At 33.4% G+C, this 14,007-nt stretch carries 9 protein-coding genes; 5 read left to right on the top strand and 4 right to left on the bottom strand.

The window, feature by feature from the left end; all coding sequences use genetic code 11:
• The first annotated feature begins 126 nt into the window (after nt 1-126).
• Genes WPG_RS13460 through WPG_RS13450 form a run of 3 tightly spaced genes read left to right on the top strand, consistent with a single transcriptional unit; the run spans nt 127 to nt 3,489 of the window.
• A complete protein-coding gene (locus tag WPG_RS13460) occupies nt 127-1,401 on the top strand; it encodes a M20 family metallopeptidase (RefSeq protein WP_045473619.1) in 1,275 nt (424 codons plus the stop codon).
• 1 nt (nt 1,402) lies between these two features.
• The gene (locus WPG_RS13455; RefSeq protein ID WP_045473618.1) at nt 1,403-2,965 is read left to right on the top strand and encodes an FMN-binding glutamate synthase family protein; all 1,563 of its coding nucleotides are present in this window, start codon (nt 1,403-1,405) and stop codon (nt 2,963-2,965) included.
• 5 nt (nt 2,966-2,970) lie between these two features.
• Nucleotides 2,971-3,489, top strand: coding sequence for a hypothetical protein (locus tag WPG_RS13450; protein WP_045473617.1), 519 nt, complete (start codon nt 2,971-2,973; stop codon nt 3,487-3,489).
• A 4-nt stretch (nt 3,490-3,493) separates the two neighbouring features.
• Here the strand turns inward: WPG_RS13450 and WPG_RS13445 are convergent, their stop codons facing one another.
• From WPG_RS13445 to WPG_RS17590, 3 genes are all read right to left on the bottom strand, one after another.
• Nucleotides 3,494-4,375 (bottom strand): patatin family protein, encoded by an 882-nt coding sequence (locus WPG_RS13445; protein WP_045473615.1) that lies wholly within the window; start codon nt 4,373-4,375, stop codon nt 3,494-3,496.
• A gap of 5 nt (nt 4,376-4,380) precedes the next feature.
• On the bottom strand, nt 4,381-6,342 hold the full coding sequence (locus WPG_RS13440; protein ID WP_045473614.1) for a M1 family metallopeptidase: 1,962 nt from the start codon (nt 6,340-6,342) through the stop codon (nt 4,381-4,383).
• A gap of 106 nt (nt 6,343-6,448) precedes the next feature.
• Entirely contained in the window at nt 6,449-8,791 is a 2,343-nt protein-coding gene (locus WPG_RS17590; protein WP_144374479.1) for an endonuclease, read from the bottom strand.
• Nucleotides 8,792-8,969: 178 nt separating this feature from the next.
• Here WPG_RS17590 and recG point away from each other — a divergent pair, with 178 nt between their 5' ends.
• On the top strand, nt 8,970-11,072 hold the full coding sequence (recG, locus tag WPG_RS13430) for an ATP-dependent DNA helicase RecG (RefSeq protein WP_045473613.1): 2,103 nt from the start codon (nt 8,970-8,972) through the stop codon (nt 11,070-11,072).
• Between the two features lie 107 nt (nt 11,073-11,179).
• On the opposite strand, the gene WPG_RS13425 is transcribed toward recG, so the two are convergent.
• The gene (locus tag WPG_RS13425; RefSeq protein ID WP_045473612.1) at nt 11,180-12,268 is read right to left on the bottom strand and encodes a DUF2911 domain-containing protein; all 1,089 of its coding nucleotides are present in this window, start codon (nt 12,266-12,268) and stop codon (nt 11,180-11,182) included.
• Between the two features lie 152 nt (nt 12,269-12,420).
• Between WPG_RS13425 and WPG_RS13420 the strand changes: the two genes are divergently transcribed.
• Nucleotides 12,421-13,815 carry a short-chain fatty acid transporter gene (locus tag WPG_RS13420; RefSeq protein WP_045473611.1) on the top strand — a complete coding sequence of 465 codons (1,395 nt, stop codon included), beginning with the start codon at nt 12,421-12,423 and terminating at the stop codon, nt 13,813-13,815.
• Nucleotides 13,816-14,007 lie beyond the last annotated feature (192 nt).

Raw genomic sequence — 14,007 nt, 5'->3', positions numbered from 1 at the left:
TTTTTCGAAATGTGAAATTAAGAATTGTCCTAGGTTTTACCATACAGAATTGACATTAATTATAAACAATATATTAAGCTTTAAAATTTCCCAAATTTCAATACCTTAGTACAAATTATAAATCTTATGAAGATCTTTTTAGCCTTAGTTTTATTTGCGTGCTCTTTTTCTTTCGCTCAAACCGCTATGGATCAAGATATTATTGATATAGAAGACAAATTAATTGAATGGCGTCGTCATTTTCATGAAAATCCAGAACTTTCAAATCAAGAATTTAAAACTGCTGAAAAAATTGCAGAACATTTAAAGTCATTAGATTTAGAGGTTAAAACTGGAATTGCAATAACAGGAGTTGTTGGTATATTAAAAGGGGACTTACCAGGAAAAGTTGTTGCGCTCAGAGCTGATATTGATGCACTACCAGTTACGGAACGTAATGATTTACCATTTAAATCTAGAGTTAAAACCACGTTCTTAGGTACAGAAACTGGTGTTATGCATGCTTGTGGTCACGATACGCATACTGCTATTCTGATGGCCACTGCAGAAGTATTATCAAAACATAAAGACAAAATAAAAGGCACTATAAAATTTATTTTTCAACCTGCGGAAGAAGGACCACCACCAGGTGAAGAAGGAGGTGCTAAATTGATGATTAAAGAAGGGGTTTTAGAAAACCCAAAAGTTGATGCCATTTTTGGACTCCATATTAATGCTGGCACTCCTGTAGGAACTTTAAAATATAAAAAAGGGGGAATTATGGCCTCTGTTGAACGTTTTGTAATTGATGTAAAAGGAAAACAAACCCATGGATCACAACCTTGGTCTGGTGTTGATCCTATCATGATTTCAGCAAAAATTATTGATGGTTTGCAAACTATTATTAGTAGAGAGGCTAAATTAACGGATGAAGCTGCTGTAATTACCGTTGGTAAAATATCTGCAGGAACACGATTTAATATTATTCCTGAAACTGCACAATTAATTGGAACAGTAAGAACTTTAGATCCAGCTATGCGTTCCATGATTGAACGACGCATGAAAGAAATGACAGAAACTATAGCAAAAGCTTATGGTGGTGAAGCTACAATTGCTTTCAGAAATCAAACGTCCATTACTTTCAATGATCCAGATTTAACAGATAAAATGTTGCCGTCATTACAAAAGGTAGCAGGTACAGAAAATGTTCATGTTATGAAAGCTACTACTGGAGGTGAAGATTTCTCTTATTTTCAAGAAGTAGTTCCAGGTATATATTTCTTTTTAGGTGGCATGAGACCTACTGAAGAAACAAAAGGTGCATTTCCCCATCATACACCAGACTTTATGATTGATGAAAGTGGAATGTTACTTGGTGTAAAAGCCTTTACAAGACTAACATTAGATTATTTAAACAACTAATATGGACTCCGTTTTAGAATTCTTAAGTTCTATTTCGTGGTGGCTTTGGATTATTATTGTTCTTGCAGTTGTAGCCATTCGAGATGTTTTTTTTCAAAAAGGCCATACTATAAGTCATAATTTTCCCATTGTAGGACATCTACGTTATTGGCTTGAGAGTATTGGACCAGAAATGCGTCAGTATTTTGTAGCCAACAATAGAGAAGAATTGCCTTTTAATCGTATTGAGCGTGGTTGGATTTATGCCTCTGCAAAAAATGAAAATAATTACGAAGGGTTTGGTACAGATAGAGATATCTATGCACATCAGCATATTTTTATCAACAATGCAATGATGCCATACAAGGTTGCAGATAATCATCCTAGTGCAATAGATAAAACTTTTGCGCCTTGTGCAAAAGTTATGGGAGCCTATAATAAAAGAAAGCGTCCATATAGACCTGCATCCATAATAAACGTATCAGCAATGAGCTTTGGATCTTTATCCGCTAAAGCTATAGAATCTTTAAATAAAGGTGTTAAAATCGCAGGAGCATATCATAATACAGGTGAAGGAGGTTTATCACCATATCACAGCAATGGTGGCGATGTGGTTTTTCATTTCGGAACTGGTTATTTTGGTGTGCGTGCAGATGATGGTGGTTTTTCTATGGAAAAAATGATAAAACTCGTCAATGATAATCCTTTCGTTAGAGCCATTGAAGTAAAGTTGTCTCAAGGAGCAAAACCTGGAAAAGGTGGTGTTTTACCAGGAGCAAAAATTACCGAAGAAATTGCTAAAATTAGAGGTGTTAAAGTAGGAAAAACTGTATTATCACCACCAAATCACAAAGCATTTTCTAATGTACCTGAATTGGTTGATTTTATTGAAGCTATTGCTGAAGCTACTGGATTACCTGTAGGTATCAAAGCAGCTATAGGTAAATTAGAGCAATGGGAAGAACTAGCTGACATTATGAAAACTGAAAATCGTGGACCAGATTTTATTGCTGTAGATGGTGGCGAAGGAGGAACTGGAGCCGCTCCACCGAGTTTTGCAGATCATGTCTCATTACCTTGGATTTACGGTTTTAGTGATATTTATAAGTTATTTCAAAAGCGTGGCTTAACAGATCGTATCGTATTTGTTGGAAGTGGAAAATTAGGTTTTCCAGCTAAAGCTGCGATGGCTTTTGCCATGGGAGTAGACTGTATCAATGTTGCACGTGAGGCAATGATGAGTATTGGCTGTATTCAAGCACAGATATGCCATACAAATCGCTGTCCTGCTGGTGTAGCAACCCAAAGTAAATGGTTACAAAATGGAATTAATGTGCCATTGAAGTCTGAACGCCTAGCGCAATACTTTAAAACATTTAGAAAAGAATTAATTGAAATTACACATGCAGCTGGCTATGAGCATCCTTGTCAATTTAATATGAGTGATATTGAAATGAACGTGGATGACCATAATCTGACTAAGGATTTTAATCAAACGTTTAGATATAAAAAATCACCTGTAAAATTTGAAAGTTTGCAGTATTTAAAGGATTGTGAGTATCTTGGCGGAATAAAGAATAACTAATTTTTATGGAACAACAACTCATCAATCTTTTAATGTACACCATTCCTGCTTTAGTAACAGGAGCCATTGCCTATTTGTTTTTTAGAGAACATGTAGATAACGAAAATAACCGTCGTAATTTTATAATTACAAAAGATTTACAAAAAGAAGCTTTACCAGTAAGACTCCAAGCTTATGAGCGTATGTCGCTTTTATTAGAGCGAATTTCACCTTCTAAACTATTAACAAGGATTAATCCTACCTCATCTAATAAAGAAGATTACGAAAATTTGCTAATCGCTACAATAGAGCAAGAGTTTGAACATAATTTGGCACAACAAATTTATATAAGCGATGAATGCTGGAACATAATTTTAGCGGCTAAAAATGCGACAATCCAACTCATTAGAAAAGCAAATATGCTTGAAAAAACAGATTCTGCAGATAAACTTCGTGAAGTTGTGTTAACTGAGTTAATGGATAAACAATCACCAAGTAACGCAGCATTATCATTTATAAAACAAGAAGTTGGAGAGATATGGTAATTAATTATTCGTGTTTTTGCTCTGCATGCTCATAACCTTGTTGCCACCACTTTTCCATTAGACGTTTACTGAAAATCAATGAATTTTCAGTTAAAGTTGTTGGTGTATAATACAAATTCAACTTTACATTTCTATTCTTTGCAGCGAGTTTACCAATAACAATATCATTACGCTCAACCTGATCCATTAAATGTCCGAACAAATTAATCATTAATGAAAACGGGTTTTTCCCTAGTATTTTTTGCTTCTTAAGGCTTTCTGATTCTAAAACCACAGCATCTACTTCAGTAGCACCTCTCTCAATGGCTTCTCGTATTGGAATTACACAACCTAAACCACCATCTGCATACTCATAACCATTAACTTTTGCTAAGGACATAAAAGGAATATAGTTACATGAAATCCATATCCAATTACAAAACTCTTCATAGCTACAATCGTTAATAGACTTATATTCTACTCTATTCATAGAGAGGTTAGAAACAGTAACCACAACATCTTGCTTAGTTGCTTTTATTTTTTGATACTCTTCAAAAGTGAAGTTTTTTCGAATATTACGTTTTAGAGCTTTACTCTCACCAAAAGTTCGCTTTCGTTTTATAAACTGCCATAAAGAATTCACAAAATCAATAGAAACAAACTCACGATCACCTTTCTGACGCTGCACAAAAGGGCTTACGCTAAAAATATCTTGCTGCTGAACATTGGTGAATATGTCATAAAGCTTAGAAATATCATTTACAGCTAAATAAGGCACTAATAAACTGCCTGTAGAAGTTCCTAAAAACATATCATACTCACGTTTTTCTCGCTCTATAAGATATTGAGCAACTCCACCTGCAAAGGCACCTTTACTTCCACCACCAGAAATTACTAATGCTCGCATTAATTTTATTTTAGTTTTTCAGATAATTCTTTTGCAAACTTAACCAATCTCCAGTTATGATGTGATTTTGCATTCTCTAAGTTTGATTGACATTCTTCATTACAAGATTGCATCATACTTAAATATTGAAATGCATTGCGTCTCAAATCGGCATTATATTTTTCATTTGTATAATCTACAAGTTCTTGAAATAATGCCTGTTTATTATCCGTTTGATAAAATGGTGTGTTTAAATTTAGAGCTATCCAAAGTAACCTAATATTTTTATCACTAAACCCGACTATGTTTCTGCTTTTAGAAAGGTATTTGGCACGTTCTTCTGGAAAGTTAACCCATAAATTATATAAAGCTTTTTCAATAGTGATGTATGACTTATCATCAAGTAATGATTCATAATCAGTTTTTAAAGACTCAGGAATCTTTGTTACATATTGTGCAATTGCCTGTCGTACTTTTAAACTATTCTTAAATACATCTACAGTGACTAATTCTGGTGCTTGAGAAATCACCTTCACTTTAGCTTCATCTGACACATAATATTTAAGATAATCAGCACATTTAGAAGTTTTTGCCTGGCAATCTACCTGTTCATATTCATTAATAAAAGTTGACTGAGCTTTCAAAATTTCAAATGCCTTCTCATAAGGAAAAGCCTTTTTTACAACCCATAAATTCACAAAAGCTGTTAAGGATCTTCCGAAAACACGTTCTACCTCAGTAATGAAATCGTCAGTTTCTACAGTGCCAAATTTATAACGCTCAAGATAATTTTTAACTGCTTTTTTAAAGACCACATCTCCAACTCTTTTGCGCAATGCATGTAAAACCCAGGCACCACGCTGATAAAACGTAAGACTACTCGATTTTGGATTTAAAAGCGATGTTCCATTCCCTGACAAATCTTGTCTGCTTAGCTCTATCATGGATTCATAAAGCTTGAAATAAAAATAATCATCACCAAAAATATCGCGTTCGGCTAATAACGCGTAATAGGTAGCAAACCCTTCTTGTAACCAGTGATGCTCACTAGATGTTGCAGTCACTAAATCACCAAACCATTGATGTGCTAATTCATGTGCATTGACATTAACATAGTTCTTATCATTAAAACCAATAGCATCGACAACAAAAGCATCTGAAAAAATAGTGGCACTTGTATTTTCCATACCTGCATATAGAAAATCATGCACAGGAACTTGTTTATAGTTTTGCCATGGATACGTAAAACCAATCTCTGCTTCTAAAAAGTCAAACATCTTCTTAGAGTAACGATATGTAGGCTCTACTTTTAATGAATCTTCGGGATAGTAATAATACTTTAGTGGAATTCCGCTTTTTGAAACTTCTTCTTTCTTATTATACTTTCCTATTGCTACAGCCACCAAATAGCTAGACATTGAATGTTCCATGTTGTACTCCCATAGAAAATACCCAGCATTATCGGACTTAGATTTTAACCTGCCATTAGATATAACTTCATAGCCATTAGGTACTAAAAACTTTAAATCAAACTCAATTTTATCATTAACATCATCTATACTAGGCAACCAATTACTGGTATATTTCCCCTGTCCTTGAGTCCATATTTGATTTCTACCTTCATTTTCCCAACCCAAAAAATACATTGCTTTTTTAGGTGCATTAAAAAAGATAAAATTTAATTTATGATTTTCACCTTTTTCAAAATCATTATAGATAATAAGTTTTTTACCATCATTTTTAAACTTAGCTGCAATATTATTAAGAGCTACGTGCTTAAATTTCATATTAACAGCATCTAAATAAATAGAATCTGTTTTATTTAAAATCTCAAAATCTATATCATAAGAATTGTAAGTTGTACTATCAACTGCTAATTGATTAAATACAATTAGAGCATCAACATGCTTAAAGTCAACAAAATTAGTTTGTTGACCAAAAGAAAGACTTATAAAAAAAAGACAAAAATAATCTAAAACTCTTTTCATATATTTTACCTATGCAAGGATAACGCCAAAAATTGACATTGAGTCATTTAGCAGACAAAATAAAAAAAGCCGAGCAATGCTCGGCTTTTTTTGTGATTAATTAACTCTACTTTTTAATAAATCGTTCAGTTATAATATTTTCTCCATCTGAGAATTTAATTATATACACACCCGAATTTAATTGATTCACATTGAGTTTTCTATTCGTTAAGTTTCCTTTAAGAATTTCTTTTCCAATCATATTATATATACTATAACTAACATAGTCATTATCTAATTCTATATTAAGAATTGAATTGACTGGATTAGGATACAACTTAACAGTATCTGTTTCGTCTATTTCATAATCAGTATTTAATGCAGATATAAAATCAATATAATTTCTGGATTTTGCTGCAACACTTCTAGCCTCATTTCCTCTATTGGTATTACCAGTAATAATAATTTCATCAACATAAATATGATCACCATTAGCAGATGCATCACATTGTATTCTAAACTGTGAATTACTCGCTAAATTATAAGTGGAAGTATCGACAGAAATTGACACATTATAAAAACCATTATTTTCAAAATCTGTTCCTCTTGCATAATTACCTATATCTAACCAACTACTACCATCATAAAATTTAACAAAGAAATCTTCTCCGTTTTCCATACTATAAGAATAGAAATAGAACTCTATATCCACAGAATCAAAAGTTGACAAATCAAATGTCTCAGATGTCATTGAAGACGCTGTACCAGAATTATCCCTTAAGCGCATTGAACGCGAACCTTCATAAGATCTAGATCCAGAGTATCTATAACAATCTCCTCCTCCATCAGTCCATCCATCCAAACCAGATTCAAAATAGCCCTCATGTATAATTTCAGACGTTGGCCCTTGATTTTCACCATCTATAGTATGTGTACCTATATCATCAAATGTATCTGAGGAAAAACTATCCCAGTCTGAAGCGGTATATATTGTCGATGGATCATTAATTGAAGAAATTCTTCTTAATGTTGTATTTGCTGCAAAGTTTGAAGTTCCATTATTAAAAGTACCAACTACATCAATCAAAACACCGTTTTTAAATAAGCCAACAGGGTCATTACCATTAAATGTCATAGTACTTGCTGCAGTTGCTATATCTGCTTCAGCAAGAACTGCTGCTGAAGCTGAACTGTGAGATACCACAAAAACATCACCACTAACTACATTACCTGACAATGGAAGTGCTGTGTCCCATGATGAGCCGCCATTTGTATTTCTTCTTAAATCGTATATCGATAAATCTACCGAAGAACCTGTAAAATTAGCAATCTCAATAGCTTTATTATATGATGAACCTTCTACATATTCTGAAATAAACAATTCAGTCGAACTACCTCCAGAACCTGAATTTAATGTCGTTCCTGAAGCTGAATTACTAACTAATGATATATTACCAGCCGCATCTAATGCATATACAGTAAATGCATATAACGTACTAGAAGCTAAACCAGTTGCTGTATAATTAGTTGTAGCTGAAGCATCAATCAATACTCCATCTTGATAAATATCATAGCTTACAACACCTACGTTATCTGTTGATGCTGTCCAATTTAAGTCTAAACTCGATACTACAGCATTTGAAACTTGCAAATTGGTCGGTGTTGATGGCACTTCAGTATCTGGTGGAGCCGATCCAAATTTATCTTCGGCTTGAGGTCCTCCCCAAATTTCAGTTGCAAAAGCAGGATTATCAATAAAAGGATTTCTATTTCCTTGTAAGCCCTCCAAAACTGGATTACGTTGCTCCTCTAATAATGATACTGGATCATCTGCATTCCACTGCAGGAATAAATCAATCATATCAGTATCTATAGTAACTGGGTTACCTTCACCAACGTTGATTGGTAAGCATTGAGTTCCGTACCTTAGATACATATACATCATCATTCGAGCAACATCACCTTTCCACTCATCCCCTGGATACCAAAATGCTCCTGTAATTGCAGCATTACCAGTACCATCCGCAAATTTCCTATTATTACGCGTTGAATTCCATTGTGTATCGCATGGCCGTAAATGATGAGCATCTGAACCTGGTCCAGAAGTTCCAAGATTTGGATTTCCTAGTGATTTAGGATAAACATGTTCTCTATTCCAATCACCTACATTACCACCATTTTGATTTACTCCTCGAGATCTATCGGTTTTGGGTACACCGTCATTATCATCATAACCATAAATCAATAAAACTTTCGACGCATCGTTTGGGTCTAAATCCGTCAATTTTAAAGCATCCCAAACTTCTGGTGTATAAACCAAAAAATTTGAATGCGTACTAATAACTTTTACTGCTAACTCGTCTTTAAGAGCTAATCCAGTTAGTGATAGATCTACATCGTTGTAATACGATGGCACTTGCGCAATTCCCAAAAATGGAATTACAAAAAACAATAATAATAATCTTCTCATAATAAATGTGTTTTTAGAATCATTAATAGCCAACCCTTAAAAATAAAGCTTAATTAATTGATTATCTTGTGGTTAAACCACAAAACTATTACGGTAAAACCGTAAATTCTATAACAAGATTAGAGAAATTCAAAAATTAGTTTTTAATCATCAAAACTGTATTATTATATTAGCGATAATGAATACCAACCTCCAAACACCTATAGATTATTTGAAAGGCGTAGGTCCAAATCGTGCTGATTTGTTACGTACTGAGTTAGGTATTAAAAGCTATCAAGACCTCATCAACCTATTCCCGAATCGTTATATAAATCGTACTAAGTATTACAAAGTAAAAGAACTTGAACGGAACAACGCAGAAGTTCAACTCATTGGAGTGATAACCGGATTTAGAGAAGTTGCCCAAAAACGAGGAAAAAGACTTGTTGCTGATTTTAAAGACGATACCGGAATGATGGAACTTGTATGGTTTCGTGGTCAGAAATGGATAAGAGAAAGTCTTAAAATAAATCAACCTTATGTGATTTTTGGAAAAACAAATTGGTTTAGTGGAAAATATAGTATGCCGCATCCTGAGATAGAATTACAATCTGAGCACGACAATAATTTACGTTCTGCGATGCAAGCAATTTATCCTTCTACTGAGAAACTTTCAAATAAAGGCATTACAAATCGTGTTGTTGCCAAAATAATGCAGCAGTTGTTTATAGAAACCAAAGGCAATTTTGTTGAGACACTTTCTGATTCGGTAAAAGGAGAATTGAAATTAATTTCAAAATCAGACGCACTTTTTAATGTTCATTTCCCGAAGACTCCGGAACTACTTTCTAGAGCTCAATTCCGATTAAAATTCGAAGAATTATTTTATATTCAATTACAATTAATTCTTAAAAATCTTATTCATAAATCTAAAATTAAAGGCTTTCCTTTTAATAAAGTGGGAGACTATTTTAATACCTTCTATAAAGACCATTTACCTTTTGAATTAACCAACGCACAGAAACGTGTTTTAAAAGAAATTAGACAAGATTTAGGAAGTAATGCACAGATGAATAGACTTTTACAAGGAGATGTAGGTTCTGGAAAAACAATAGTAGCCCTAATGTCAATATTAATGGGACTTGACAACGGTTTTCAATGTTGTTTAATGGCTCCAACTGCTATTTTGTCAGTACAGCATTATAATGGATTATATGAATTATGTAAACCATTAAATATCAGTATTTCATTACTTATTGGTTCAACTAAAACTTCAACACGTAAAGAAATTCATGAAAATTTAGAAAATGGTAGTTTACAACTGCTAATTGGCACACACGCTTTACTTGAAGACAAGGTGAAATTCAAAAATTTAGGACTCGCAATTATTGACGAACAACATCGTTTTGGAGTAGCCCAACGAAGTAAGTTATGGCACAAGAACACCTCTCCTCCACATGTACTTGTGATGACCGCAACTCCAATTCCCAGAACTTTAGCAATGTCCGTTTATGGAGATTTAGATATCTCTATAATTGATGAATTACCAGCAGGAAGAAAACAGATAAAAACAGTTCATCGTTATGACAATAATCGCCTAAAAGTTTTCAAATTTATGAAAGATGAAATTGCTTTAGGTCGACAAATTTATATCGTCTATCCTTTAATTCAGGAAAGTGAAAAAATGGATTATAAAGATTTGATGGATGGTTACGAAAGCATCTCTAGAGAGTTTCCGATGCCAAACTATCAGATTTCTATTGTACATGGAAAAATGAAGCCTGCAGATAAAGATTACGAAATGCAACGTTTTGTTAAAGGAGAAACTAATATTATGGTTGCTACAACAGTTATTGAAGTTGGTGTTAATGTTCCGAATGCTTCAGTAATGATTATTGAAAGTGCAGAGCGCTTTGGCTTGTCGCAATTACATCAATTACGAGGGCGTGTAGGTCGCGGTGCAGAACAGAGTTACTGTATTCTAATGACAAGTCACAAATTGAGTCAGGATAGTAAAACTAGATTAGAGACCATGGTACGCTCTAGTGATGGTTTTGAAATTGCAGAAGTTGATTTAAAACTACGTGGACCAGGTGATATTATGGGTACACAACAAAGCGGTGTATTGAACCTTAGAATTGCAGATATTGTTAAGGATAAAGATATCTTAGAGCAAGCACGTTATTATGCAAAAGGTGTTTTAAAACTCGATCCAAGTTTAGGTTTACCAGAGCAAAGAGTCATTTTAAATACCTATAGACAAATGAGTAAGTATCGCAATATTTGGAATTATATTAGTTAACACTTATTATTATAAAATTTTAAAAAAGCATAATAAAAAAAGGGCCTAGCACCAACTATAACTAGACCCTCCAAAACAGAACAATACGTGTTTTGCTGATGAAACCCTTATAATGCTCCTAATTCCTTCAAATTTTTTTCAGAATTTGCTTTTACGTTTGCAGCTGGATTTAATGTTAATGATTTTTTGAAGTGTTTGATAGCTGTTTTTTTATCACCCTTTGCCTTATACGCTTCTCCTAAACTGTCGTACCAATTTGCATTTTTAGGATCACTTTTTACATTCATACTAAAATATTTCACTGCTCTATCAAAGTCTTTAGCAGTAATCATAGCATAACCCATTCGATTGATTTGATTAGGGTTTGCCATAGCTGCTGCCTCGTCCATAGTTTTCCCATAACCTTTCATGTCCCCTTTCTTCTGAAGTATTTGAGATTTAATTGCTAAACCATTTACAGTTTTCTGACTAAAAAATTGACCCTCTAATGCTGAGTTAATCCAACCTAAGGCCTCATCTAAATCTCCACCATTATTCATTGAAAAGTTAGCTGCTTGCTCCCAATTCTGTCTTGTAAAGCCTTTTTGTCCTTTAAATTGAGCTCTTATATCTTCAAGAACCACTTCCGTAACATCTACTTCAACTTTAAAAGGAATCGCTCTCTTTCCCCATTTTAATGATGCTATAGCTGAGTTAGCTTTTACATCATGAAAGTCAAAAGTCAATAATTCTGTATGTTCATTATCTGTTAATTTTACATCTGCCCGCAAGGCATCTTTAGCTTCGTCATAAAAATAACTTCCCCACGCATCTTTATCTTTGGATAAAATTATGGTAGCATTATCCGCATCTTTTACATTAATATGTAACCCATAAGTACCAGCCTCTATGGATTCGCCTTCAATTTTAGCATCGTGTGTAAATGTGATTGTAGTATTTTCATTAGCACCAGCTCGCCATGGAGCAGCTTTAGATGTTCCAAATCCAAGGTTATTCATACCATAAGGCACTAATTTCCCCCAAATTTCTCTGTCATTGACACTAGGTCTAGAATACGTAATTGTAATATCAGTTGTTCCTACACGCTGCATAACTGCGGCTTTTTGGCTTCCACGTGGTGTTTCTAATTGTGCATTTGCCGTGAAAGAAACACAAAGCAAAAAACACAATACAAAAGAAGTAATTGTAGTTTTCATTTTTATATGAATTTAGATTAGTTAGCCACATATTACGAGCATTAAAGAAGCAGGTCTGTTAGGGAGTTGTTAAAGAAATTGAGAGTTGTGTTAATTAACGTATTGTTAAGAATTAGAAAAAAATTATCTTAGACTCAACTAACCTAGATAAGATGCTAACTAAACTCGGACAAAAATTTACAGATGCCTTTACCAAATATATGCCAAGTGCTTATGTCTTCGCATTATTATTAACCCTATTAACAGTACTTTTAGCTCTAACTCTTACAGACAACAAACCTATTTCTATTTTAGAGGGTTGGTATAATGGTTTTTGGAAACTTTTGTCTTTTGGTATGCAAATCGTATTAATTATTATTACAGCATATTGTATTGCGCAATCGAATCCAATAAAAAAGGGAATTGATAAAATTGCAAAATATATTAAAACCCCAACTCAAGTATATCTAATCATTATCTCATTAGGCGCATTATTATCTTTAATAAGCTTTGGAATGGTTGTAGTAACTGCTATTTTAGGAAGAGAACTTGCTTTAAGAATTAAAGGTATCCACTACCCTTTTTTAATTGCCTGTGTTTACTTTTCTTTTAACGGTTGGGTCTGCGGCTTATCAAGTTCTATCGCTTTACTTCTAAATACTGAAAATAATTTTTTAATAAAATCTGGTATCTTAAACGATACCATTTCCACAAGTTACAGCTTAGGTTCAACATTAAACTTATCCATGATTGTTCTATTTGTTATTATAGCGCCTTTTATTATATGGTTGTTAATACCAAAATCTTCTAAAGGCAAAGAATTAAGTGATTTAAAAATAGATAACAGCGAAATAGATACTTCTGTAAAAGAAGAAGCTTTATCCTACAAGCTACCTTTCAGAGCTGTTTCTGATGCTTTAAACAATGCAGGCTGGTTACAAATAAGTGTTGCTGTATTGGGTTTAAGTTATATTGTTTATCATTTTTCAACGAAAGGCTTTGACTTAAATTTCAATATTATGATTTTTATTTTCTTAATTGTTGGAATGTTTTTACATATTACTCCTATGCGTTACAGTATTGCTATGAAACGTGCCAGCAGTAATATTTCTGGCATCTTATTTCAATATCCATTTTACGCAGGTATTATGGGTATTATGCTAGCTTCTGGTTTGGGTACAAAAATTAGTGTTCTTTTAGCCTCAGTTGCCACACCAGACTCTTATGCTTTTATTTCTTATCTTACAGGAGGCCTTATAAATTTTGCTATACCTTCAGCTGGTGGTGAATTTGCAGTTATTGGACCAAGTATTATTAATATGGTGCAAGATTTAGGAATTAATTTACCTACAAATGAGGTCAATGCAATGACAGCAAGAGCAGCTATGTCAGTAGCATATGGTGAAAGTTTAAGTAATCTACTCCAACCATTTTTCTTGCTAATGGTATTCCCAGTAATGGGATCTGGCATAAAAATACAAGCTAGAGATATAGTTGGCTATTTGTTTATCCCATTTGTGGTACTGTTCATTTTACAAGCTTTAATGGTAACTTATGTGCCTTTTTAGATAGTAAGAGAATACACTTTTGTTTACCGACAAAAAACACATAGTAAAGCTATTCATCGTAAAGTTTGGTAGTTTATATAAATATAAACACAGATCACTTTGATAAGATTTATATTTAATCTTTATAAATAATGAGCCCCCAATTAAGAAGCATGGTGTTAACATCAAGTTTTAATTAACCTTGATTCAGAA

Origin of the sequence: Winogradskyella sp. PG-2 (assembly GCF_000828715.1) — a bacterium.
GTDB lineage: Bacteria > Bacteroidota > Bacteroidia > Flavobacteriales > Flavobacteriaceae > Winogradskyella.
This window is presented reverse-complemented; position numbering and strand designations above follow the sequence as displayed.

Bases quoted from the DNA above. Each gene is read 5' to 3' on its own strand.
- WPG_RS13460 (WP_045473619.1), top strand. From the start codon at position 127: ATGAAGATCTTTTTAGCCTTAGTTTTATTTGCGTGCTCTTTTTCTTTC.
- WPG_RS13455 (WP_045473618.1), top strand. From the start codon at position 1,403: ATGGACTCCGTTTTAGAATTCTTAAGTTCTATTTCGTGGTGGCTTTGG.
- WPG_RS13450 (WP_045473617.1), top strand. From the start codon at position 2,971: ATGGAACAACAACTCATCAATCTTTTAATGTACACCATTCCTGCTTTA.
- WPG_RS13445 (WP_045473615.1), bottom strand. From the start codon at position 4,375: ATGCGAGCATTAGTAATTTCTGGTGGTGGAAGTAAAGGTGCCTTTGCA.
- WPG_RS13440 (WP_045473614.1), bottom strand. From the start codon at position 6,342: ATGAAAAGAGTTTTAGATTATTTTTGTCTTTTTTTTATAAGTCTTTCT.
- WPG_RS17590 (WP_144374479.1), bottom strand. From the start codon at position 8,791: ATGAGAAGATTATTATTATTGTTTTTTGTAATTCCATTTTTGGGAATT.
- recG (WP_045473613.1), top strand. From the start codon at position 8,970: ATGAATACCAACCTCCAAACACCTATAGATTATTTGAAAGGCGTAGGT.
- WPG_RS13425 (WP_045473612.1), bottom strand. From the start codon at position 12,268: ATGAAAACTACAATTACTTCTTTTGTATTGTGTTTTTTGCTTTGTGTT.
- WPG_RS13420 (WP_045473611.1), top strand. From the start codon at position 12,421: ATGCTAACTAAACTCGGACAAAAATTTACAGATGCCTTTACCAAATAT.